This window comes from Rhizobium sp. YS-1r (assembly GCF_000757525.1).
Lineage (GTDB): Bacteria > Pseudomonadota > Alphaproteobacteria > Rhizobiales > Rhizobiaceae > Neorhizobium > Neorhizobium petrolearium.
In genome coordinates, this window is the sequence record NZ_JPYQ01000006.1 from 143,898 (window position 1) to 165,785 (window position 21,888).

24 protein-coding genes are annotated in these 21,888 nt (G+C 60.6%); 10 read left to right on the top strand and 14 right to left on the bottom strand.

Going from position 1 to position 21,888, the window contains the following annotated elements; all coding sequences use genetic code 11:
• The first annotated feature begins 50 nt into the window (after positions 1-50).
• Positions 51-1,139 carry a citrate synthase/methylcitrate synthase gene (locus JL39_RS05095; RefSeq protein WP_037146959.1) on the top strand — a complete coding sequence of 363 codons (1,089 nt, stop codon included), beginning with the start codon at positions 51-53 and terminating at the stop codon, positions 1,137-1,139.
• Between the two features lie 50 nt (positions 1,140-1,189).
• Here JL39_RS05095 and JL39_RS05100 read toward each other — a convergent pair whose 3' ends face one another.
• The 4 genes from JL39_RS05100 to JL39_RS05115 all read right to left on the bottom strand — a co-directional run bounded on the left by JL39_RS05100 (position 1,190) and on the right by JL39_RS05115 (position 5,269).
• The gene (locus JL39_RS05100; RefSeq protein ID WP_280107519.1) at positions 1,190-2,827 is read right to left on the bottom strand and encodes a CTP synthase; all 1,638 of its coding nucleotides are present in this window, start codon (positions 2,825-2,827) and stop codon (positions 1,190-1,192) included.
• Between the two features lie 126 nt (positions 2,828-2,953).
• On the bottom strand, positions 2,954-3,430 hold the full coding sequence (secG, locus tag JL39_RS05105) for a preprotein translocase subunit SecG (protein ID WP_081952755.1): 477 nt from the start codon (positions 3,428-3,430) through the stop codon (positions 2,954-2,956).
• 93 nt (positions 3,431-3,523) lie between these two features.
• Positions 3,524-4,294, bottom strand: a complete 771-nt coding sequence (gene tpiA / locus JL39_RS05110; RefSeq protein WP_037146966.1) for a triose-phosphate isomerase — start codon at positions 4,292-4,294, stop codon at positions 3,524-3,526.
• A 147-nt stretch (positions 4,295-4,441) separates the two neighbouring features.
• Positions 4,442-5,269: an alpha/beta hydrolase gene (locus tag JL39_RS05115; RefSeq protein WP_227705130.1), complete on the bottom strand. Its 828-nt coding sequence runs from the start codon at positions 5,267-5,269 to the stop codon at positions 4,442-4,444.
• A 254-nt stretch (positions 5,270-5,523) separates the two neighbouring features.
• On the opposite strand from JL39_RS05115, the gene parE reads away from it, so the two are divergent.
• The 3 genes from parE to JL39_RS05125 all read left to right on the top strand — a co-directional run bounded on the left by parE (position 5,524) and on the right by JL39_RS05125 (position 9,281).
• Positions 5,524-7,575 (top strand): DNA topoisomerase IV subunit B, encoded by a 2,052-nt coding sequence (gene parE / locus JL39_RS05120; protein ID WP_037148451.1) that lies wholly within the window; start codon positions 5,524-5,526, stop codon positions 7,573-7,575.
• 231 nt (positions 7,576-7,806) lie between these two features.
• Positions 7,807-7,938 (top strand): hypothetical protein, encoded by a 132-nt coding sequence (locus JL39_RS30835; RefSeq protein ID WP_081952723.1) that lies wholly within the window; start codon positions 7,807-7,809, stop codon positions 7,936-7,938.
• Between the two features lie 128 nt (positions 7,939-8,066).
• The gene (locus tag JL39_RS05125; protein WP_037146968.1) at positions 8,067-9,281 is read left to right on the top strand and encodes an AI-2E family transporter; all 1,215 of its coding nucleotides are present in this window, start codon (positions 8,067-8,069) and stop codon (positions 9,279-9,281) included.
• On the opposite strand, the gene JL39_RS05130 is transcribed toward JL39_RS05125, so the two are convergent.
• Positions 9,259-9,717 carry a GNAT family N-acetyltransferase gene (locus tag JL39_RS05130; RefSeq protein ID WP_037146972.1) on the bottom strand — a complete coding sequence of 153 codons (459 nt, stop codon included), beginning with the start codon at positions 9,715-9,717 and terminating at the stop codon, positions 9,259-9,261. The two genes, JL39_RS05125 and JL39_RS05130, sit on opposite strands and share 23 nt — an antisense overlap.
• 123 nt (positions 9,718-9,840) lie before the next feature.
• Here JL39_RS05130 and JL39_RS05135 point away from each other — a divergent pair, with 123 nt between their 5' ends.
• Positions 9,841-10,266 carry a hypothetical protein gene (locus JL39_RS05135; RefSeq protein ID WP_037146975.1) on the top strand — a complete coding sequence of 142 codons (426 nt, stop codon included), beginning with the start codon at positions 9,841-9,843 and terminating at the stop codon, positions 10,264-10,266.
• Between the two features lie 5 nt (positions 10,267-10,271).
• On the opposite strand, the gene JL39_RS05140 is transcribed toward JL39_RS05135, so the two are convergent.
• Entirely contained in the window at positions 10,272-11,399 is a 1,128-nt protein-coding gene (locus tag JL39_RS05140; protein WP_037146977.1) for a DUF2336 domain-containing protein, read from the bottom strand.
• Between the two features lie 57 nt (positions 11,400-11,456).
• Here JL39_RS05140 and JL39_RS05145 point away from each other — a divergent pair, with 57 nt between their 5' ends.
• Entirely contained in the window at positions 11,457-12,161 is a 705-nt protein-coding gene (locus JL39_RS05145) for a hypothetical protein (protein ID WP_152601051.1), read from the top strand.
• Here JL39_RS05145 and JL39_RS05150 read toward each other — a convergent pair.
• Together JL39_RS05150 and JL39_RS05155 are read right to left on the bottom strand one after the other, a co-directional pair.
• On the bottom strand, positions 12,158-12,772 hold the full coding sequence (locus tag JL39_RS05150; protein ID WP_037146983.1) for a flavin reductase family protein: 615 nt from the start codon (positions 12,770-12,772) through the stop codon (positions 12,158-12,160). The genes JL39_RS05145 and JL39_RS05150 overlap by 4 nt on opposite strands.
• Entirely contained in the window at positions 12,772-13,359 is a 588-nt protein-coding gene (locus JL39_RS05155; RefSeq protein ID WP_037146986.1) for a nitroreductase, read from the bottom strand. Before JL39_RS05155 ends, JL39_RS05150 begins: the two co-directional genes overlap by 1 nt.
• Positions 13,360-13,468: 109 nt before the next feature.
• Between JL39_RS05155 and JL39_RS05160 the strand changes: the two genes are divergently transcribed.
• On the top strand, positions 13,469-14,458 hold the full coding sequence (locus JL39_RS05160) for a hypothetical protein (protein ID WP_037146988.1): 990 nt from the start codon (positions 13,469-13,471) through the stop codon (positions 14,456-14,458).
• Here the strand turns inward: JL39_RS05160 and JL39_RS05165 are convergent.
• From JL39_RS05165 to JL39_RS05185, 5 genes are all read right to left on the bottom strand, one after another.
• On the bottom strand, positions 14,455-15,294 hold the full coding sequence (locus tag JL39_RS05165) for a lysophospholipid acyltransferase family protein (RefSeq protein ID WP_037146991.1): 840 nt from the start codon (positions 15,292-15,294) through the stop codon (positions 14,455-14,457). The two genes, JL39_RS05160 and JL39_RS05165, sit on opposite strands and share 4 nt — an antisense overlap.
• A 111-nt stretch (positions 15,295-15,405) precedes the next feature.
• Entirely contained in the window at positions 15,406-17,427 is a 2,022-nt protein-coding gene (thrS, locus tag JL39_RS05170; RefSeq protein ID WP_037146994.1) for a threonine--tRNA ligase, read from the bottom strand.
• 123 nt (positions 17,428-17,550) lie between these two features.
• On the bottom strand, positions 17,551-18,018 hold the full coding sequence (locus tag JL39_RS05175) for a DUF1697 domain-containing protein (protein WP_052182763.1): 468 nt from the start codon (positions 18,016-18,018) through the stop codon (positions 17,551-17,553).
• Between the two features lie 50 nt (positions 18,019-18,068).
• Positions 18,069-18,428 (bottom strand): membrane protein insertion efficiency factor YidD, encoded by a 360-nt coding sequence (gene yidD / locus JL39_RS05180; protein WP_037146996.1) that lies wholly within the window; start codon positions 18,426-18,428, stop codon positions 18,069-18,071.
• A gap of 4 nt (positions 18,429-18,432) precedes the next feature.
• Positions 18,433-18,882, bottom strand: coding sequence for an iron-sulfur cluster assembly scaffold protein (locus JL39_RS05185; protein ID WP_037148454.1), 450 nt, complete (start codon positions 18,880-18,882; stop codon positions 18,433-18,435).
• Between the two features lie 286 nt (positions 18,883-19,168).
• Between JL39_RS05185 and folE the strand changes: the two genes are divergently transcribed.
• From folE to JL39_RS05200, 3 genes are all read left to right on the top strand, one after another.
• Positions 19,169-19,783 (top strand): GTP cyclohydrolase I FolE, encoded by a 615-nt coding sequence (gene folE, locus JL39_RS05190; RefSeq protein WP_037146999.1) that lies wholly within the window; start codon positions 19,169-19,171, stop codon positions 19,781-19,783.
• A gap of 25 nt (positions 19,784-19,808) precedes the next feature.
• Positions 19,809-20,273 carry a phosphoribosyl-AMP cyclohydrolase gene (hisI, locus tag JL39_RS05195; RefSeq protein WP_244446849.1) on the top strand — a complete coding sequence of 155 codons (465 nt, stop codon included), beginning with the start codon at positions 19,809-19,811 and terminating at the stop codon, positions 20,271-20,273.
• Between the two features lie 107 nt (positions 20,274-20,380).
• Complete coding sequence (locus tag JL39_RS05200; protein WP_037147004.1) at positions 20,381-21,340, top strand: patatin-like phospholipase family protein; 960 nt, start codon at positions 20,381-20,383, stop codon at positions 21,338-21,340.
• 38 nt (positions 21,341-21,378) lie between these two features.
• Here the strand turns inward: JL39_RS05200 and JL39_RS05205 are convergent, their stop codons facing one another.
• The gene (locus tag JL39_RS05205; RefSeq protein WP_037147007.1) at positions 21,379-21,813 is read right to left on the bottom strand and encodes a CBS domain-containing protein; all 435 of its coding nucleotides are present in this window, start codon (positions 21,811-21,813) and stop codon (positions 21,379-21,381) included.
• Positions 21,814-21,888: the final 75 nt, after the last annotated feature.

Consider the following 21,888-nt stretch of genomic DNA (forward strand, 5'->3'; position numbering starts at 1 on the left):
ACGTCAACAAGACTAGGGCGGATCATCCTCGCCGTAAAGGAGAAACACCCATGAAGAATGGACTTGAAGACGTCGTTGCCGCCGAAACCCGGTTGTCGGACGTGGATGGTGAAGCCGGACGCCTGGTTATTCGTGGCGTATCGCTGGATCGTCTTGTCGAGCGCGCGACGTATGAGGATACCGCAGCCCTGCTGCTGGAGGGTCTACTGGATCGTCCTGTCATTGCGGATGACTTGAAGACCCGGCTCGGCCGCATGCGTGCCGAAGTCTTTGCGCATGTCCAGGCGGCGGATGAGGCACTCCAGGAATTACCACCGGTGGATGGCATGCGGGCTCTTATCGCAAGACTGCCGGACGGCGAGGATTTCGAAACCGTGCTGCGGCTGCTGGCCGCTCCTGCCGTCTTCCTGCCGGCCTTGCTGAGGCTGCAGAAGGGCGAGACACCTGTCGCGCCGAGTCCGTCGCTTTCGCAATCCGCCGACATCCTGGCTATGCTGAATGCGAATCTCCCGAGCCGGGAACAGGTATCCGCCCTTGATGCCTATTTGGTGACGATTTCCGACCACGGGCTGAATGCTTCCACTTTCGCCTCCCGGGTCATCGCCTCCACGAGAGCCGGCCTCACTTCGTCGGTCCTGGCGGCGATCAGCGCGCTTAAGGGACCTCTGCATGGAGGCGCTCCGGGGCCGGTACTCGACATGCTGGATGCCGTCGGTACTGAAGCCGATGCAAAAACCTGGCTTGGCCATGCGCTCGATCGCGGCGAGCGCCTGATGGGATTCGGCCACCGGATCTACCGCGTCCGCGATCCGCGCGCCGATGCATTGAAAGGTGCCCTGAAACCGTTGATCGCAACCGGCCAGGTCGATCATGACCGCATCCGGCTTGCGGAAGCGGTCGAACAGGCAGCGCTTGCCATCCTGAGGGAACGCAAGCCGGACCGGCCGCTCGACGTCAATGTGGAGTTCTACACGGCTCTGCTGCTGGATGCGCTGAAGTTTCCGCGCGAAGCGTTCACCGGGGTCTTCGCGATCGGCCGCACGGTCGGTTGGATCGCTCATGCCCGTGAACAGGCGCTTGAAGGCCGGCTCATCCGACCACGCTCGGTTTATGTCGGCCCGCTGCCTCAGGCTGCCTGAAGCGGGACGTGAATCAGAAAACCCGGCCGAAGCCGGGTTTTCTAAACGCATTAAACCAACCGGCTCTGTTCCAGGGCCGCTTCTATGAAGCTGGCAAAGAGCGGGTGCGGATCGAGCGGCCGGCTCTTCAGCTCCGGATGATATTGCACGCCGATGAACCACGGATGATCGGGATATTCGATCGTCTCAGGCAGCACGCCATCCGGCGACATGCCCGAGAACACCAGGCCGCATTTCTCCAGCCGGTCCTTGTAGTCGATATTGACCTCGTAACGGTGGCGATGACGCTCGGAAATATCGGTGGAGCCATAGATATCGGCGATCTTCGTTTCACGCTTCAGAGTTGCCTTGTAGGCACCGAGGCGCATCGTGCCGCCAAGGTCACCCGAAGCAGAGCGCTTCTCGAGCTCGTTGCCTTTCACCCATTCGGTCATCAGGCCGACCACCGGCTCCTTGGTGGGACCGAATTCGGTCGAAGAAGCCTTGTCGATGCCGGCGAGATTGCGGGCCGCCTCGATGACTGCCATCTGCATGCCGAAGCAGATTCCGAAATAAGGCACGTTCTTTTCACGGGCATAGCGCGCCGCATTGATCTTGCCCTGCGAGCCGCGCTCGCCGAAACCGCCCGGCACGAGGATGCCGTTGACCTTTTCCAGATACGGCGCGGGATCTTCCTTCTCGAAGATTTCCGACTCGATCCACTCGATCTTGACCTTGACGTGATTGGCGATGCCGCCGTGATGCAGCGCCTCTATCAGTGACTTGTAGGCGTCTTTGAGGCCGGTATATTTGCCGACCACCGCGATCGTCACCTCGCCTTCCGGCGTGCGGATGCGGTTGCAGACCTCTTCCCAGGGTTCGAGACGCGGCTTCGGTGCCGGCTCGATGCCGAAGGCGGCAAGCACTTCGTTGTCGAGGCCTTCCTTGTGATAGGCCATTGGCACGTCGTAGATGTTGGCGACGTCGAGCGCCTGGATGACGGCGGAAGGCCGTACGTTGCAGAACAGCGACAGCTTGCGCCGTTCGGCCTCCGGGATTTCCCGGTCGGCGCGCACCAGCAGGATGTCGGGCGCAATGCCGAGCGCCTGCAGTTCCTTCACCGAATGCTGGGTCGGCTTGGTCTTGAGCTCGCCCGCTGCCGGAATGTAAGGCATCAGGGTCAGGTGCAGGTAGACGGCCGTGCCGCGCGGCAGGTCGTTGCCAAGCTGGCGGATCGCTTCCAGGAACGGCATCGCCTCGATGTCGCCGACGGTACCGCCGATCTCGCAGATGACGAAATCGTAGTCCTCGTTGCCTTCGGTCACGAAATCCTTGATCTCGTTGGTGACGTGCGGAATGACCTGCACTGTCGCGCCGAGATAGTCGCCGCGGCGTTCCTTGTCGATGATGTTCTTGTAGATGCGGCCGGTGGTGATGTTGTCGGTCTTGGTCGCAGAACGCCCCGTGAAGCGTTCGTAATGGCCGAGATCGAGATCGGTTTCCGCCCCGTCATCGGTCACGAAGACTTCGCCGTGCTGGGTCGGGCTCATCGTGCCCGGATCCACGTTCAGATAGGGGTCGAGTTTTCTGAGCCGCACCCGGTAGCCCCGGGCTTGCAGCAGTGCTCCAAGTGCCGCGGCCGCAATTCCTTTTCCGAGGGAGGAAACCACGCCGCCAGTGATGAATACATATCGCGCCATGGGAGTCACCGGATACCTTTTCATTCGTGATTCCGCCAGCACAAATTGTCCGTTTCGGCAAAACGGCTGTGGAATCTTCCCAAAATAAAACCGGCAGGCTTTTGGCCTGCCGGAGCTTTAAGCGTTGACCGGACCTTATTGGCCGGTCGGGACACCCGAAGGTGCGGCCGGAGCGGCGGGTTCCGCCGGAGCAGAAGGTGCGGCCGGCGTTGCCGGAGCTGCACCCGTTGCAGGAGTCGCAGGAGCGGGCGCAGCCGCGCCGGAACCGGACGGAACGCCGTTTTCCGCGGGGGCCGGGGTCTGTGTCGGGGCGGGACCAAGCTGGTCGAGAATGCCGCTGCCCTGACCTTGCTGGCTCTGCGGAATACGGTTCAGGATATCGCTCGGGCGGCTTTCGTATCTTGCCAGGATGCCGAGCGCCAGCGACGTGAGGAAGAAAAGCGTCGCGAGGATTGCGGTGGTGCGGGTCAGTGCATTGGCCGTGCCGCGCGCCGACATGAAGCCGGAGCCGCCGCCGATGCCCAGTCCGCCGCCTTCGGAACGCTGGATCAGCACCACGCCGACGAGGGCAAGCACGATCATGAGGTGAATAACGATCAGAACGGTCTGCATATCAAAATCCATGCCTCCGCGGGGGAGACAACAAAAAGAGTTGGCGGCTCTTTACATGAGAGCTGCGTGCATTCCAAGCCCCTATCGAAAGGCTCAGGCCATCAGTGTCTCGTAGACCCGATAGATGGCGAGGAAATCGTTGGCTTTCAAGCTCGCGCCCCCGATCAGCGCACCATCCACATTCTCGACGCTCATCAGCTCCCGGGCATTTCCGGGCTTCACCGAGCCGCCGTAGAGGATGCGCATGCGCCTCCCCTCCTCTCCGAGGCAGGCCGTGAGCTCGGCCCGCATGAAGGCATGGGCGATCTCGACGTCATCGGCGGTCGGTGTGAACCCGGTGCCGATCGCCCAGACCGGTTCGTATGCGATCACGGTATTTGCGGCTGTCGCCGTTTCCGGAACTGAGTTGAAAATCTGGCGCTTCAGGACCTCGAGGGTCTGGTAAGCGTCCCGCTCGCCCGCCGTTTCACCGACGCAGATGATGGCGGTGAGGTCTGCCGCATGGGCCGCCTGCGCCTTGGCGCGCACCAGATGATCGGTTTCGGCGTGGTCGGTGCGCCGCTCCGAATGCCCGACGATGACATAGGTTCCGAAGCAGTCGGCAATCATTTCCGCCGAGATGTCACCCGTATGGGCGCCGGAAGCATCCTGATGGCAATCCTGACCGCCGATCATCAGCGGGCTGTCGGTTGAAAGCGCGGTCGCGACATAGAGCAGCGTTGCCGGCGGGCAGATGAGCGCATCGACCTTTTCGGACAGCGCGCCCTGAACGCCCTCGGCCATAGCCTTGATCTCTGTCAGGGACTCGCGCGTGCCGTTCATTTTCCAGTTTCCGGCAACAAGCGGGCGCACATCGGGCGTCATCGGCGATAGCTTCCTCTCCTGTTCGGTTTCTTTCGATGGCAGAAACCGAAACCTCCACAGATACGGGGACCTGTTTTAGACACATCCCGTCCGAATTGGTATGCAAAAGACAGGTCTTGGTTCACGACTTTGGTTAACGGCGGGGCTTCAGCCGGCGGTAAGCAGGAAGTTCAGCACTTTCCGCCAGTCAACCATGCGGATAGGCGTGCCGTGGCTGCCGGTCTGAAACAGCGTGAAACGGGTTGGATAGCCCGCGCTTCCAAGCTTGCGATAGATTGCCGCCTGCTCCTCGGCCTTGTAGACGCCGTCGGCGCTGCCGTGGGCGAAATAGATCGGCAGCTTGAGCTTTGCGAGAGGCGTTTTCGGCAGACCCGCATCAGGCGGACCACCGAGGAGCGCCATGCCTTTGAGATAATGCACGGTCTCCGCGTCGCGGCTGACACCCTGGCAGATGAAACCGCCCATCGAGGCGCAGGCGAGGATGACCGGCCGTCTTGAGGACCGGTCGAACGCATAGCGGATCAGCGCGGCGATGTCGGCGACCCCCTTGTCGTCGAAGGAGGTAACGCTCGGCGAATAGTAGGTGCCGCCATTGTTGACTGCGAGGTTCTTCAGCCGGTTGAAATTGCCGCCGAACGTGTAGTCGTTTGCGCCGAGCCTCCGGTCGCCGCCGCGCCCGTGGATGAAAATCACCGTAAAGGACGCACCTTCCATTTGTCCCACTCTGGTGACATCGAGCTTTCTGTTCTCGGGAAGGTTCAGCGTTTCGTTCTCCTGGTGGCGCCGCACGCCGAGGGAAACATAGGCATCCTTGACGCGTCGCTCCGGCACCCGGTCGCGGCCGTTGATGTCCCGCATTTCCTGGTAGTCGATCACGTCATAGGCGCCGCTGTCGCGGGTCTCCAATACAGCCTGGCGCGAGAACAGGTCGTCCTTGAAGGGCTTGATTGGACCATCCTGGGCAGCGGCGGGCATGCCGGCAAACGCGATCAATGCCGCAAGAAGTGCGCCGAAGACGAAATGAATTGTGGACATGACCTTTTTCATCGGACTCCTGATACGGTCGAATCTTGCCATTGCCTTGTCGGCAAAGCATTGCTGAAAAAGGCCGTTTCTTTGCGGCATCGCGAAAAAGCCTGCTTTCTGGCAGAATCGCGAGTGATTCGAAACAGCATGAGATGGGTATGGCTTCTTCTTCCGCACCCCGACAGGTAGTACCGACGCAGCCGATGGATGACAATGACGACCTTTTCGCCGACCTGCCCTTGACGTCGAAGCCGGTCGCCGTCGAACCGGAGCTTGCCGCGCAGGCAGAGCCTTCGCCGGCACGCCCTGCCCCGGCGCAATCTTCCGGCGACGATTACGGTGCCTCCTCGATTCGCGTCCTCGAAGGGCTCGAACCGGTGCGCATGCGCCCGGGCATGTATATCGGTGGCACGGATGAAAAGGCGCTGCATCACCTGTTCGCGGAAGTCATCGACAACTCGATGGACGAGGCGGTTGCCGGTCACGCGAATTTCATCGAAGTGCATCTCGATGCGGAAGGTTTCCTGACGGTCACGGATAACGGCCGTGGCATTCCGGTCGAAAACCATCCGCAGGTGCCGGGCAAGTCGACCCTCGAAGTCATCATGACCAAGCTGCATGCCGGTGGAAAGTTCGACGGCAAGGCCTATGAGACCTCCGGCGGCCTGCACGGCGTCGGTGTTTCCGTCGTCAACGCGTTGTCGGACCTGCTGGAAGTCGAAGTCGCCCGCAACCGCAAACTCTACCGTCAGCGCTTTTCGCGCGGCGTTCCGCAGGGTGGGCTGGAGCAACTTGGCGACGTGCAGAACCGCCGCGGCACGAAGGTCCGTTTCCATCCGGACCCGCAGATCTTCGGTGAGCATGCGAAGTTCGACGCCGGCCGCATCTTCCGCATGGCCCGCTCCAAGGCCTATCTGTTCGGCGGAGTCGAGATCCGCTGGAGCTGCGACCCGGGCGTGGTGCCGGCGGATGGCGAGATTCCAGAAAAAGCGGTTTTCCACTTCCCCGGCGGCCTGAAGGATTATCTTGGCGCCACACTCGGCAAGGAATTCACCGTTACGCGCGAGATTTTCGCCGGCCGCACGGAAAAGACCGGCGGCCATGGAGCGATGGAATGGGCAGTCACCTGGTATGGTGGCGACCCACAGCTTCATTCCTACTGCAACACCATCCCGACGCCCGAAGGCGGCACCCATGAGGCGGGTTTGCGCATTGCGCTCACCAAGGGGCTCAAGAACTATGCCGAACTGACCCAGAACAAGCGCGCGGCGCAGATCACCACCGACGACGTGATGATCTCGGCCGTCGGCATGCTCTCGGTCTTCATCCGGGAGCCTGAATTCGTCGGCCAGACCAAGGACAAGCTTGCCACTGTCGAAGCGCAGCGCCTCGTCGAGAACGTCTTGCGCGACCCCTTCGACCATTATCTTGCAGGCAATCCGAACGAGGCTGCGAAGCTTCTCGATTGGGTGATCGAGCGCGCCGAGGAGCGCCTTCGCCGCCGCAAGGAAAAGGAAGTCAACCGCAAGACGGCGGTGCGCAAGCTGCGCCTGCCCGGCAAGCTCGCCGACTGCTCGCAGAATACGGCGGAAGGTGCCGAGCTCTTCATCGTCGAGGGCGATTCGGCAGGCGGCTCGGCAAAGCAGGGCCGCAACCGCGCCAATCAGGCGATCCTTCCGCTCCGCGGAAAAATTCTCAACGTCGGCAGCGCCAGCCGCGAAAAACTCTCCGCCAACCAGCAGATCGCCGATCTCATCCAGGCGCTCGGCTGCGGCACGCGAACCAAATACCGCGAGGAAGACCTCCGTTACGAGCGCGTCATCATCATGACCGACGCGGATGTCGACGGCGCCCATATCGCCTCCCTGCTCATCACCTTCTTCTATCAGGAAATGCCGGAGCTGATACGCGGCAACCACCTCTATTTGGCGGTCCCGCCGCTCTATGTTTTGCGACAGGGTGGAAAGACGGTCTATGCCCGTGACGATGCTCACCGGGCAGAGCTGATGGAAACGGTGTTCAAGGGCAAGAAGGTCGAGATCGGCCGCTTCAAAGGTCTGGGCGAAATGATGCCGGCGCAGTTGAAGGAAACCACCATGGATCCCGCCCATCGCACGCTTTTGCGCGTCGCGATCGACGATGTGGATTTCGAGGGAACGCGTGAGGCCGTCGACAACCTCATGGGCACCAAGGCCGATGCCCGCTTCCGTTTCATTCAGGAACGCGCCGCCTTTGCGGAGAATCTCGACATCTGAGCCGGCATTTCGATCGGAGTTAAGATCAGTCCCGACCGTCGAGCGCTTTCGTCAGGGCACCGATCAACGGGGTTCGCGGACCACGGGTGCGGAAAAGCGCGCCGGATTGGCCGCTCTGCCGCTGTAGCGGTAGCAAAACCAAGGAATATCCCTGCGCATCAGTTCTTCGGCGATTGCAGCGAAGCTTCACTGGCCGGATTGTCTCCAGGTGCCTTGCGATGCCAACTATGGATGCAATCGACCTTGGCATGCGACCGAGAGCCAATCCGTATCTCCGGCAGTATCCAGCCTCATGGATGCCTTATCGCATGTGACGCCGCAGGTAGGATTTGCGCTGTACTTTCGGTAAGGGCCGGAAGGTGATTTCACATTTCTATCGCATCTGCAGTCTAGGGCAAGTAAGTAAAGCTTCCTTTTAACGACTGAAGCGTTAGTCTTGTGGCAGGCAGCCGCCCACGCCATATGAAGGCGAGAATGGAAAAGGATAAACGGTGAGCGTGAATAACAGTCGCAAGGGACCCAAGGAGCCGCGCTGGCTTGGGCCAGTCGTGCCAAGGGTTGCGCTCATTCCGCCGATTTCCGCCGCGCGCTGGCTTCTGGTGCTTGTTGCCGCTGCCGGCATCTATTTCTTTCACGGCTTCTTGGTGCCGGTCCTGGCTGCCCTCGTCATCGGCTTTGCAAGCTGGCCGCTCTATCGCGAACTGCTGCGCCGCATTGGCGGCAACACGACGCTCGGCGCGTCGCTGGCGATCATCTTTATCCTGACCTTCCTCATCGTGCCGATCGGCATCGCCATCTCCTATACGATAGATGAGGTCCGGCAGTGGATTGTATGGGCGGCCGAGGTCAACCGCTTCGGAGCGCCCCCTCCTGCCTGGATCACCGGCTTGCCCTGGATCGGCGAATGGGTCGGCGTGCAATGGGTCGAGCATGTGGGATCGCCGGGTGCGATCGGTGGGCTGATCCAGCTCATCAGCGGCGCCAATATCGGCAACATCTACCGAGCAATCGTAGCCGCCGGCGGGGGTGCATTCCATCTGCTGCTGATGCTGCTCTTCATGCTGATCGCCCTTTTTTTCGTCTATCGAGACGGCGCCTCCTTTTCTCAACAGATCGACCTTCTGGGAGAGCGGATCTTCCCGACCCGCTGGGAACGCATATCGCGTGTCGTTCCCGCGACGATCAGCTCGACCGTCACCGGCCAGACGCTGATCGCCATCGGTGAAGGCATCGTACTCGGCATTGCTTATTACATCGCCGGCGTACCCTCACCCGTGACGCTGGGTGTGATTACGGGCATCATGGCGCTCATTCCGGGCGGCGCCCCGCTTTCCTTCACCCTGATCTCGTTCTATCTGGTGGCGAACGGTTCCTATGTCGCGGGAGCCGGCCTCTTCCTCTGGGGCACGGTCGAGCTTTTCATCGTCGACAAGACGCTGCGCCCCCGACTGGTCGGCGGTCCGATCAAGCTGCCCTTCCTTCCGACGTTCTTCGGCCTGGTGGGCGGGGTCAGCACGATGGGCTTCCTTGGCCTTTTCATCGGTCCCGTGCTGATGGCTCTCATCGTGTCGATCTGGCGCGAATGGATCCGGGAAGCGAAGATGGCCGAAAGCACCGACGTGGAAGCAGCCGATTTCACCAGGGGTTCGGGTGCGCAGGAGCTTCCTCCGGAGGTCCCGGTCGTCAGGAAAGCCTCTTCTCCATGAAGATGCTGAGTGGATCGGGCTTGTAGTCTCCAAAGGGCCCGATCTCGACGAAACCGTACGCGCGGTAGAGGCCGATCGCCTGCGGCTGGTATATTCCCGTCTCCAGACGAATGGTCGACATGCCGCGTTCCATGGCCCGTTCCAGGATCACGTCCATCAGCCGCTTTCCGAGTTTCAAGCCGCGCGCTGCCTCATCGACGAACATGCGCTTTATCTCTGCAGTGCCGTCGCTCGCCTCCACCAGCGCACAGCAGCCGAGGATCGCATCGTCCTTCCGTGCGACGAAGAACGACACCCCCGATCCTTCCAGACTCGAAACGTCGACCATGTGGTTGCTTTCGTCGGGGTAGAGCGAGGCGGCATAGGCATCGGATAGTTCGAGAAGCCTGAGAACACCCGCTTGGCGAGGCGGTTCGAGCGCGATCGTCACGGTCATTGGCATTGTCCACTGGTTTCATGCATTCAAGAACGACTACAGGATGCAGCGTGTCGTTGAAAGCTGCCTTGGTCGGGTCAAGATTGCTCGTTTTAAGTCGATCATGATCATCCGGGGGACAACATGAACGCCGCACTTATCGTCATGACCATTCTCGGCTGCAATGACGCCGGAACCGACTGCCATTATATTGCAACGGCCGAGAACCGCTGGCCGACCATCGCGATGTGCGATGCGGTTTCCGAAGATCAGCTTGGCCGCTATGCGAACCAGCCTTATCCGATGATTATTGCCGTCTGCCAGAAGCCCGAAGCGACCGAAATTGCGAATGCTCCCGCAACGCAGGCAAAACCCGAGACGTCGCCCCCTGAGCCGGCCCAGCAGCCGGCCGTCGTGACGCCGCAGGAGGAGGAAACGCTTGCGAGCAGCGCCATCCGACGCGTCAGGAGCGTCCTTCCCACGACCGAAGGTGTGAAAACGCTGATGGTCAAGCCGGTCCGCCTGGTCGAAGACGGTTATTCCTGGGTCGCCAGGAAATTCCACCGATAAGAAGCTTAAGCCGCCAGCGAGACTTCGTTGGCAAAGGACCGCGCCCCGAGCCGTATCTCGGAGAGGTGCAGTTTCTCGATCATGTCGAGCAATGCGGAGACCGGCGAAAGAGGCATCCCTGAACGGTTGAACGTCTTGAGCAGCAGGCCGGATATCCCGTCCGGTGTGCCGCTCGCCGATGCCTTGCGCCAAAGGAAGACGGCTTCGACGAAGACGACGGCGATGTCACGTCCGAGCCCGCAGGCTTCGAAAAGCGCGCGCACCGCATGCATCCGGCCGGTGACAAGGATCGCCCTGACGCGACGATCATCCAGGCCCGAAAGTGAAACTATCGCGCCGGCAAAGAAATCCACCTTGCCGGTGCAGAGTGCGTGGATCAGCAAGGCTGGCGTCAACTGCCCGGCCGTTCGCAGATGATCGACGAGGCCCGGGATTTCCTCCAGCCGCACCGTACCGGCAATCGCTACCGCCGCCGCCTCGCCCGCTTCGCGGATGACATGGTCGATACGCGCTGGCGCCATCGTGGTGCGTACCAGGCCGAAGTTCGCCAGTGCCGCGGTGATGTGGTTGACCAGCATATGCCGGGCGTCTGCGGGCAAGGTCTCCCGCTCCAGCAGCAGGTTGCGGATATCGCTGTGATGCCCGAACCGCTCTGCGATCCGCCGCAGCGAGATACGGGTGATGGATGCGGTTTCGTTTTCGAGCAGGATGATCACCTCACCCTCATCGCCGATTTCGGCAATCGCGGCGGCGATCCCGCGGGAAAGGCCGGGCCGTGCGGCGATCAGGCCGCGGGTCAAGCTGTCGCTTCGTCCGGCGAGATCGACAAGATCGCTTTCGGTGAGTACCGGTGAATGGGTAATCACGGTGCAGGCGATTTCCGGCTGGTCTTCGGCAAGCGAGACGATAATGGCGCGCGGCGCCTCGGAAGACCCGGCAAGCGCTTCGGCGAGCGCCAGCCGCACGCGCGGCGACGGATCATCGAGCAGATAGGTCATGGCGAGCGCCGCAGCCTGATGCTGCTCGCCACCCATTGACGAGCGAAGATAAGCTCGGCCCAGCGCGTTGGCCGCCTTGGCCCTGTCGCTTGCCCTTGCGGTTTCCGCCCAACGAAGAAATGCTTGTACGATCACACCCAGCCCCGGTAACACATGCCGGAACGCGTCCAGCCTGTTGGAGTTCACGCTAGGGTGAAAAAGTTTAAGATTGGTTCATCACGTTTGTTAACCGTGAAAGAGACCCCGAAGATACGCTCCTGGTTGATTGTCGAACCATCGGCGGACATGGCGACTGTTCATGCGGCCGGCGCCGACCGGCTTGTGCTCGACCTGACGGGATCACCCGAGTCGTGGGAATCGGTCGCGGGTTTTTGCAAAGCATGGGCGAAGCTTGATCCTGATCATCTTCCGGCTTTCCTTCTGCCGTCGTTTGCCTCCATGCAAACCGAAGTTGCCGCCGAATACGCAATTCGTGCGGGCGCGGTAACAGTTCTCCTCGGGGGAACTCGGAATGGTGCAGAGGTTCAGCGGCTCGCCGTTGTTCTTCGTGTCGAGGAGTTGCGGTGTGGCCGGCCACCGGGCAGTACCGGGATTGTCGCGCTGGCCGACGCTGCCGGAATGCTTGCGGCCGCCAGCTTCGAGCGCTGCAGTGACCGTCTCTCCGGCTTGGGTTGGGAGCAGGACTTCGACCCCCTCTCCGATGCGACCCGCCTCGCCCGGGCGACGATTGGACTTGCCGCATCCGCTATCGGCGTGATGGCCATCGACGCCGTCTCGCCGACCCGTAACGGCCCCTTCCAATCCGAATGTCGGATCGCTCGGGAAAACGGCTTCACCGGTAAGCTCAGTCGCCGGCTCGACCAAATTCAGATCATCAATCACATTTTTGCGGATTAACCGCCGGCACCCGCCGGGCGAACCATTTCGAAGACGTCCGCGCCGCCGTCGGCATAATCCCGATAACCCATGCGCGCGATCGGCCGGGCGAGGCTCATGTCGATGCGCCCGTCGCGCAAAATCTCTTCACTGATATGGATGCCGATCACCTGGCCGAAGACCATGAAGGCGTCCGCGCCCTCGCCGTCCAGCCCTTTGGGCTGGATCACCTCCGTGACTCGGCATTCGAGCACGGTATAGGCTTCCGCAACGTAGGGTGCATCGATGAGTTCGGCCATCTTCGCCGTCAGTCCTGCCACCTCGAACTCGCTGACGCCGTATTCCACCGCCTCCGAAGAAGCATTCACTTTCTCGGCAAGATGGCGGCTTGCGAGGCTCGCGGTGAAAACCCCGGTTTCCTCGGCATTCTTCAGGCTGTGCTTGCGGCCGCTGGAGGAGAACATCACCAGCTTCGGCCTGTCGGAGACGATGTTGAAAAAGGAATAAGGGGAAAGATTCAGCGAACCGTCCCTGCCCTTCGTCCCGATCCAGCCGATCGGACGTGGAGCCACGATCGCCTTGAAGGGATCATTTTTCAGGCCGTGCTGATTGGTATCGGTCGTGTAGAACATCAGGCGTTGCTTTCGCCGGCATAGGTGACGATCTGCGAAAGTTCCGGCCGCGGACGGTCCGGCGTCGGAAAATCGCTGGAGCCGATGTGGATGAAGCCGGCAACCTTCTCGCCCGGCTTCACGCCGAGAAGCTGCAGCGCCACGTCGTCGTAAGCCACCCATTCGGTACGCCAGTTGGCGACGTAGCCGTGTGCGTTTGCGGCCATCAGCATGTTGAGGCAGACCGCACCGGCCGAGAGCACCTGTTCCCATTCGGGTATCTTCACATGCGGCGCGGCCGTACTGATAACGCCGACGACCAGCGGTGCACGGGTGAAGCGCACCAATTCGGCTTCCTTTGCGGCATCCTCCATATCGGGTGTTTTCTTGAGCAGGAGCGCCAGGAATTCTTCACCGAGCTTTTTCCGCACGTCGCCACGATAGACGACCAGACGCCACGGCGCCAGCTTGCCATGGTCGGGAACACGCGTCGCCAAGGTGAGAATCGCCTCGAGTTCTTCCTGCGAAGGGCCTGGTTCCTTGATCTGGGCCACGGGTGTGGAATGCCTGTCGCGCAGGAAATCAATGAGTTTAACGTCATTTTGCATGGTCAAAACTTTCATTCGGAGGTGAGGCGGCGGGAAGGTCTTGAAATTGCCTTGGCATTGGTTTTCAAGTGACGCTTCGGAAAAGAAGAGTCAACCGGTACAGGAACAGATGTCAGGCACTTCGCTCGCGGTATGCAGGATCCTCGCGGGGGCATTGGCTCTCGGCTTTGCCTTCAGCGCGTCCGCGGAAGATGCCTTCCAAAGTTTCCGCCAGCTCGACAGTACGGCAAAGATGCCGAAGCTCAATGCCTTTTCCGCCCTTCCCGGTGGCGCGTCACCTGTCGCCGGCAAGGATGTGCTGTTCGATGCCAAGTTGACCTCCGACGGTGAGGTCATGCAGGAGGGGCTTGTCTGGCGCGTCTTCAGCCCGATTGCCGGCGAAGACGGCAAGCTTCCGCTGGTTGCCAGTTCCGAAGGTGGTTCGGCCGCCTTCCAGCTCGTGCCGGGTGAGTATTTTGTCAATTGCGCCTTCGGCCGCGCCGGCGTCACCAAGAAACTGATCGTTCCTGCCGACGGCAAGATAGCGAAGCAAACGCTGGTACTCGAGGCGGGCGGTTTCGTCCTGAATGCCGTCGCGGGCGCCGACCAGCGCATCCCACCGAACCAGTTGAGCTTCTCGATCTATTCCGCGGAGGTGCGCGACAACGGCGACCGGGCACTGATCATGGCGGACGTGAAGCCGAACGCAATCGTGCGGCTCAATGCGGGCACCTATCACGTCGTGTCGGAATATGGCGATGTGAACGCCGTGGTGCGCGCCGACATCCAGGTGGAGGCAGGCAAGCTCACGCAGGCGGTATTGCAGCACCGCGCTGCGCAGATCACCCTTAAGCTCGTCTCGCAGCCGGGCGGCGAAGCTATCGCGGACACTGCCTGGTCGGTGCTGACTGCGGCCGGCGACATCGTCAACGAGAGCGTCAGCGCCTTTTCGACCATGGTTTTGTCGGAAGGCGAATATCTCGCCGTCGCCCGCAACAAGAACAAGATTTACCAGCGCGAATTCACCGTGAAGGCCGGCCGGAATACCGAGGTTGAGGTGTTGTTGCGGGATACGCCGCAGGTGGCGGGTGCGGCACAGGCTTTGACCGATAGAAATTAGCCGGCTTTCAGCAGCTTCTGTTTGCTGGATGGTTGCATGGAGAAGACCGCATCGTACAGCCTGGCGAGCAGGTCCTTGCGGTCCGCGATCGCCGACATCTCGTCCCAGGTCATGATCTCGCCCACGCGTGCCCGGATTGTCGAGCCGGAGAGTTGCTTGAACTCACGGATCAGCAATGACAGCCTGAGCGTCATCGAAACGCGGCTTGCGATGTGGAAGAGCGGGCCGTTCTGTCCCTCGAAGAAGATCGGCACGACATTGGCCCGCGCAGCCTGGACAAGCTTGGCAGGAAATATCTTCCAGGGCAGATCCTCGGCGCGACCAAAGCCCTTTTTGGCGGTCGCCACGCCGCCGGCCGGGAAGATGATGATGGTCGTACCTTCCTTCAGAAGGCGCACTGCCTCGTAGCGGGTCTGCATGTTGAGCGCCATCGCCTCCTTGGTCTCTTCGAAGGAGACCGGCAGCGAATAAGGTGCCATTTCCGGGATCCTCAGGAGGTCGTTATGGATCAGCACGCGGAACGGTCGCCCGAGCTGCTCGGCAAGTGCCAGGACCGCAATGCCGTCGCCGATCCCGAACGGATGATTGGCAACGATCACAAGCGGCTTGTCGGACATATCCCGCGGCGGCCAGTTGCCGGCCACGTCGAGGTCGACATCGATGAGATCGAGCATCTTGCCGAAGATGCGGTCGCTTTTTCCGACGATATCCGTTCGCCAGATATCGTAGAGCCGCGCATATCGGTCGCGGCCGGAAAGTCCCTCGATGGAGCGGATGAACCAGCGCTTGATGCGCGGATCCTTCTCATTGGCGTAAGAAAGTTCCTTGAACCGCAAGTCAGTCTCCGCGGAACAGCCCCGCCGCATGACAATGTCATTGCAATATTGCAGCAAGATTACAGTTTTCTGACAGCGCCTGTGATGACGGGCGCTGTCAGGCAAGGATGATCAGGCTGCCGCCTTCCTGGCTTGGAGCCGGCGCAGGATGTCCGGCGGTGTCGCTTCATGGGCGAGCGCAGTGACAGCATCTTCGAGTTTCATCGAGGTCTGGGCCTGGGAGCCGAGACGACGGATGTTGACCGAGCGTTCTTCGGCTTCTTTTTTGCCGCAGACGATAATGACCGGCACCTTGGTAACTGAGTGCTCGCGGATCTTGTAGTTGATCTTCTCGTTGCGGAAATCGGTCTCGACGATCATCCCCGCATCGCGAAGGGCCTCCGCCACCTCACGGCCATATTCGTCGGCGTCCGAGGTAATCGTCGCCACCACGACCTGCAACGGCGCGAACCACAACGGCATATGGCCGGCGAAATTCTCGATCAGGATGCCCAGGAAACGTTCCATCGAACCGCAGATGGCGCGATGGATCATCACCGGCTGCTGCTTTTCCGAGTTCTGATCGATGTAGAACGCGCCGAACCGTTCCGGCAGGTTGAAATCCACCTGCGTAGTACCGCATTGCCATTCGCGGCCGATCGCATCCTTCAGCGTATATTCGAACTTCGGCCCGTAGAAGGCGCCCTCGCCCGGCAGGATGCCGGTCTTGATATTGTTCGACTGCGACTGGATCGTCTTCAGGACGTCCATCATCACGCTTTCGGCACGATCCCACAGTGCGTCGGAACCGACGCGCTTGTCGGGCCTTGTAGAGAGCTTGATGGTGATTTCTTCGAAGCCGAAATCCTTGTAGACTGAAAGGATCAGGTCGTTGATCCGAAGGCACTCGGCAGCCATCTGCTCGTCGGTGCAGAAGACATGTGCATCGTCCTGCGTAAAGCCGCGCACGCGCATCAGCCCGTGCAGCGCTCCGGATGCTTCATACCGATGCACAAGGCCGAATTCCGCAAGCCTGATAGGCAGTTCACGGTAAGATTTGAGACCGTGCTTGAAGATCTGCACATGGCCGGGGCAGTTCATCGGCTTGAGCGCAAAGACGCGCTGGTCGGCCTCCTCGTCATCCGGATGGATGAAGGCATGGGCCGATTTCACCGCGAACATGTTCTCGTTGTACCAGCCCCAGTGCCCGGAGGTCTCCCAAAGCGACTTGTCGAGGACCTGCGGCGCGTTGACCTCTTCGTAGGTGCCGGCAAGCCGACGGCGCATGTAGGCAGTCAGCGTCTGGAACATGCGCCAGCCCTTGCCGTGCCAGAAGACGACGCCGGGTCCTTCTTCCTGGAAATGGAAAAGATCCATTTCCCGGCCGAGCTTGCGGTGATCCCGCTTTTCGGCCTCCGCGAGCACGTGCAGATACTGGTCGAGTTCTTCCTGGCTTGCCCAGGCCGTCCCGTAGATGCGCGTCAGCATCGCGTTGTTGGAATCGCCGCGCCAGTAGGCGCCGGCCACCTTCATCAGTTTGAAGGCCGTACCGATCTGGCCGGTGGATGCCATATGCGGGCCGCGGCAAAGATCGAACCAGTCGCCCTGGTAATAGATCTTGAGGTCCTGGTCTTCCGGGATCGCATCCACGAGCTCGACCTTGTAGCCCTCGCCCATGTCGGCAAAGACGTTGCGGGCCTTCTCGCGCGGCCAGACTTCCTTGGTGAACGGCTTGTTGCGGGCGATGATCTCCTTCATCCTCGCCTCGATCCTAGGCAGGTCTTCGGGCGTGAAGGGCCAGTCTTCGCGCGTGTCTGGATGGACGCGCTTGAAGTCGTAATAGAATCCGTTCTCGATCACAGGGCCGATGGTGACCTGCGTTCCCGGCCAGAGTTCCTGTACGGCCTCGGCCATGACATGGGCGGCGTCGTGACGGATCAGTTCCAGCGCTTTGGGATCAGTGCGGGTAACGATCTCGATCGGTCCATTGGTCACCGGATCGGAAAGGTCCTGCAGGTTGCCGTTGATGGCAACCGCGACCGCCTTCTTGGCGAGTGATTTGGAAATGGATTCTGCGACGTCACGGCCGGTTGTTCCGGCATCGAATGCGCGGACGGAGCCATCGGGAAATGTAAGGGAAACGGATTGGGACATGTCTTTCTCCTGTCCAGTCCCGCCAACGAATGCGGGTGGTGTTGGAATAACGGCGGTCCGCCTTGGGCAGCGCCGGCGTGGCTGATAAAGACTTTTGGCTTTGTAGTAAAGGTGGCCCGCGGCTCACTGGATCATTTTGGCGAGCCCGATGACCGTGTTGGCGTTGCGGATCGTGCCGATGCCGAGCTTCCTGGTCGTCAGTGCTGAAATCAGCCGCGTCTCGCTCGCCTTGCCATCGAAATCCACCCAGAGATCTCCGTCGACGATCGCGATCTTTTCCCGGCCGCGATGGCGTTCGAGCAGATCGATCACGTTATCGCCGAGTGGTGTGCGCATCACCCGGACGCAGACTTCGGAGCCTTTCTGCTCCGGAAACGGATTGCCGGCGGAAAGCTTCAGCCAGTCCGGCCCCGAACGGACGAGGACATCGACATGCTTGCCGAAATGTTGTTCGAACGCCTCTTCCAGCACCCGCTCGATATCTCTGACCGGTGAATCGTCGGTTTCGAACACGAGATTGCCGGTCGATACCAGCGTCCGGCAGTTCCGGTAACCGAGACGCTCAGCCATGTCGCGGAAGTCGGCCATCATGAGCCGTTTGCCCCCGCCGACGCTGATGCTGTGAAGCAGTGCCACATAAATCACGGTTTGGCCCGCCAATAGCGCCAGGGCGTCCACCAGTGCTGGCGTCTTTCCAGCGCATCCGGCACTCGGTCAAGCCCGCTCGTGCCGCCGGGCCCGCAGCGGGCGACACGAAAGAGTGTCAGGAAGCCGCCGGGCCAGAGTCCATGCCGGGCGATTGCTTCGTAACCGTACTCGGAGCAGGTCGGGATATGCCGGCAGGAATTGCCGACGAAGCCCGAAAGTGTCAGCTGATAAAATCGGATCAGCCCCATGCCGAAAAGCCGACCCGGCGTCTTTCGGAACGGTCCGGACCAGTTGCGCGAGCGGTTGGTCTTCGGCGGGTGTTCTGAATGCTGGCAATCGGGAGCGTCGCACATCGGATCAGACGGCTGCCGCTTCGGCCCGTTCCCGCGCCTCGATCTGGTCGATCGCATCGACCACGGCTTCGAATGTCAGCATGGTGGAAGGGTGGCGGGCCTTATAGTCTTTGACCGGCTTCAGGTAGCGCATCTCTTCAAAGCGGCCGTCCGGCCCCTCGCCGCCTTCCTTCAGCATCGCGAGCATGTCTTCCCGGGCTTTCCGGATTTCCGCGGCCGTCGCACCGATCACATGGCGGGCCATGATCGAGGACGAGGCCTGGCCGAGCGCGCAGGCACGCACCTCGTGCGCGAAGTCGGTCACTGTGTCGCCGTTCATCTTCAGATAGACGCGTACCTTCGAGCCGCAGAGTTTCGAATGCTTTTCCGAACTCGCGTCGGCATCCGGCAGCGTGCCGGCATGGGTGATATTGCCGGCGAATTCGAGGATCTTGCTGTTGTAGATATCGTCCATGACGGCTCGCTCATAGTCCCGATGGCGGATGTTTTGACGCAGTGCCCTTGCCTTGCGGACTACCACAAAAGGATTTCCGACATTATATGTGACGTGTCGGCGAGATGATCAAGAAAGGATGTTTTCACGAAATCCTCTCGAAATCGAAACAGGATACCTTGTAAAAACGTCCGCCGAGGATCAGATAGCGCCAGATTGCACAAAATTCAGCCGCGGTTGCCTGCGTGTTGGTTCGTGTGAGTAACGCCAGTCGGATGCGACCTTGAACCGCATCGGGAGACGATAGATGGATGCAATTGTGAAGAATTTCCCGGCCTCGAAGGAGAAGCAGGTCCGTCCCACCCAGCAGGAAGCTGAGGAAGCCATACGCGTTCTGCTCCGCTGGGCGGGTGACGATCCGGCCCGCGAAGGACTGCTCGATACCCCGAAGCGTGTCGCTGTTGCCTATCGCGAATTGTTTGCCGGTTACGAGCAGTCGCCGGAAGAGGTGCTGGGCCGTACGTTCGAGGAAGTCTCGGGTTACGATGATATCGTGCTTGTGCGCGACATTCCGTTCTTCTCTCATTGCGAACACCACATGCTGCCGATTGTCGGCAAGGCGCATATCGCCTATCTGCCGAGTGGTCGCGTTCTCGGTCTCTCGAAGATCGCCCGTGTGGTGGAAATCTTCGGTCGCCGTCTGCAGACGCAGGAAAACATGACGGCTCAGATCGCCTCTGCAATCGAGGAACACCTGAAGCCCCGCGGCGTCGCAGTCATGATCGAAGCCGAACACATGTGCATGGAAATGCGCGGCGTGCAGAAGCAGGGTTCGCAGACGATGACTACGACCTTCACCGGCGAGTTCAAGACGAACGCGGCCGAACAGGCCCGCTTTTTCACGCTCGTACGCAGCCGCTGACGGCCGGATTTTCCGGTGGAGTTTCCTGATGTCCGTGAGTTTTGAAAAGCCCTCCACCGACAAGGCGGTGCTGGAAGGTGCCGGCGCCTTTACGCCTCGTTTCGATGCCAACGGCCTCGTCACCGCCGTCGTCACGGACATCCGCGATGGTGAACTCCTGATGGTCGCGCACATGGACGCGGAGGCCCTGGCGTTGACCATCGAGACCGGTATTGCCCATTATTACAGCCGCTCTCGCGGAAAGATATGGAAGAAGGGGGAATCTTCCGGCAATTTTCAGACGGTGCACGAGCTTCGCACCGATTGCGATCAGGACGCTGTCTGGCTCAAGGTTTCCGTGGCCGGTCACGATGCGACCTGCCACACGGGCCGACGTTCTTGTTTTTATCGGCTCGTCACAAAACGTGACAGCAACGCTGTCCTTGAAATTACCGATAACGAGCGCCATTTCGATCCTGATACCGTTTATTCGGACGGGGGAACGAAATAAGCAACTGCCTCGTTTTTCGCCATGCAGGCGTTGGGTAAACGATTTGGAAACCGATCGGTGGTTCAATCCGCAGACCGGGGGTTGTTCAGCTTTGGAGGTTTTTGTCTATGCTGAACTGGAGTTGGAATCGTCACGATCCGCAGGCCGCTCCTGCTGAAGCCGGCGGAACGCAGATTCTTGAACCCTCTCGTCCCGTTGTTGCGACACCTCCTCCAAAAGCAAAACTTGCCCTCGCCCTTGGGGGTGGTGCAGCCCGCGGTTGGGCCCATATCGGTGTACTGAGGGCGCTCGACGAAGCCGGTATTGAAGTGGGCATGATCGCCGGCACCTCGATCGGCGCCCTGGTCGGCGGTTGCTATCTTGCCGGCAAGCTCGATGCGCTCGAAAGTTTCGCCCGCTCGCTCACCATGCGGCGCATCGCCGGTCTGCTCGATCTGACGATCGGCGGCGGCGGACTTTTCGGCGGCATGCGGCTCACCAGGCGTATGCAGGAGCATCTCGAGGACATAGCGATCGAGGATCTCGATCGGCCTTTCGTTGCCGTGGCGACGGAACTTCATACCGGCCACGAGGTCTGGATCTCCAGCGGTTCGCTGATTACCGCATTGCGCGCATCCTATGCGCTGCCCGGCATTTTCGAACCGGTCAAGTCCAATAACCGAACCCTGGTTGACGGCGCATTGGTCAATCCCGTTCCCACCTCCGTCTGCCGGGCCTATGAGCAGCCTCTCGTGGTTGCCGTCAACCTGAACTACGACATCTTTGGTCGTTCTGCGGTGGTCAAGCATAGCGCCGGCGTTCAGCCTGAGGATGACGGTCGCAAGAAGGCGGTCGACGCCCGTGTCGGTGTCACCGGCACCATGGTGCAAGCTTTCAATATCATCCAGGAACGTATTTCGCGCGCAAGGCTCGCCGGCGATCCGCCGGATCTGGCGTTGCATCCGCGCCTTAGTGATATCGGACTTTCCGAGTTCCACCGTGCCGGCGAAGCGATAGATCGCGGCTATAGTGAGACCATGGCGCAGATCGCTGCGCTCAAGCGCGTGCAGGAAATTTTCGCCCGCTGATCCGGGGAAAACCTGTTCTGTCGAATTCCGTGTGGCGATCAGCCGGCGATATAGGCCTTCATCTGTTCGGCTTCGAGTTCCACCTCGCGGATGCGCGACTTGACCACGTCACCGATCGAGACGATACCGTCCAGCTTTCCGTCCTTTTCAACCGGAACGTGGCGGAAGCGTCCGCCAGTCATGATACCCATCAACTCGTCGACGGTCGTTTCCTCCTTGCAGCGATGGACGTTGGTGGTCATGGCCGATTTGACCGGCTGGTCGAGCACGCCGGGACCTTTGCCGGCAATGGCTCGCACTAGGTCGCGTTCGGTGAAGATGCCGGTGATCCGGCCTTCCATGCTGGTGACAACCACGGCACCGATCTTCTTCTGGTTCAGGATTTCGGCGACTTCCAGCAGCGTCCTGTCCGGGCCGACTGTCACCACGTCGCGGCCCTTTGCATCGAGCATGTTCTTGACGATTATTGCCATGGCCCTCTCCTCATCAACCAAGCGTGATCTGGGCATCCTCCTCCCAGAATCGCTTCGTGCTTCCCCCTAAATTTT

Coding starts and splice junctions, on each gene's coding strand:
- yidD (WP_037146996.1), bottom strand. CDS start 18,428: ATGTGCGACGCTCCCGATTGCCAGCATTCAGAACACCCGCCGAAGACC.
- JL39_RS05200 (WP_037147004.1), top strand. CDS start 20,381: ATGCTGAACTGGAGTTGGAATCGTCACGATCCGCAGGCCGCTCCTGCT.
- JL39_RS05150 (WP_037146983.1), bottom strand. CDS start 12,772: ATGTTCTACACGACCGATACCAATCAGCACGGCCTGAAAAATGATCCC.
- thrS (WP_037146994.1), bottom strand. CDS start 17,427: ATGTCCCAATCCGTTTCCCTTACATTTCCCGATGGCTCCGTCCGCGCA.
- JL39_RS05095 (WP_037146959.1), top strand. CDS start 51: ATGAAGAATGGACTTGAAGACGTCGTTGCCGCCGAAACCCGGTTGTCG.
- JL39_RS05115 (WP_227705130.1), bottom strand. CDS start 5,269: ATGCCCGCCGCTGCCCAGGATGGTCCAATCAAGCCCTTCAAGGACGAC.
- tpiA (WP_037146966.1), bottom strand. CDS start 4,294: ATGACGCCCGATGTGCGCCCGCTTGTTGCCGGAAACTGGAAAATGAAC.
- parE (WP_037148451.1), top strand. CDS start 5,524: ATGGATGACAATGACGACCTTTTCGCCGACCTGCCCTTGACGTCGAAG.
- JL39_RS05175 (WP_052182763.1), bottom strand. CDS start 18,018: ATGATGGCCGACTTCCGCGACATGGCTGAGCGTCTCGGTTACCGGAAC.
- JL39_RS05155 (WP_037146986.1), bottom strand. CDS start 13,359: ATGCAAAATGACGTTAAACTCATTGATTTCCTGCGCGACAGGCATTCC.
- JL39_RS30835 (WP_081952723.1), top strand. CDS start 7,807: ATGCAATCGACCTTGGCATGCGACCGAGAGCCAATCCGTATCTCCGGC.
- folE (WP_037146999.1), top strand. CDS start 19,169: ATGGATGCAATTGTGAAGAATTTCCCGGCCTCGAAGGAGAAGCAGGTC.
- JL39_RS05205 (WP_037147007.1), bottom strand. CDS start 21,813: ATGGCAATAATCGTCAAGAACATGCTCGATGCAAAGGGCCGCGACGTG.
- JL39_RS05135 (WP_037146975.1), top strand. CDS start 9,841: ATGAACGCCGCACTTATCGTCATGACCATTCTCGGCTGCAATGACGCC.
- JL39_RS05185 (WP_037148454.1), bottom strand. CDS start 18,882: ATGGACGATATCTACAACAGCAAGATCCTCGAATTCGCCGGCAATATC.
- JL39_RS05130 (WP_037146972.1), bottom strand. CDS start 9,717: ATGACCGTGACGATCGCGCTCGAACCGCCTCGCCAAGCGGGTGTTCTC.
- secG (WP_081952755.1), bottom strand. CDS start 3,430: ATGCAGACCGTTCTGATCGTTATTCACCTCATGATCGTGCTTGCCCTC.
- JL39_RS05160 (WP_037146988.1), top strand. CDS start 13,469: ATGTCAGGCACTTCGCTCGCGGTATGCAGGATCCTCGCGGGGGCATTG.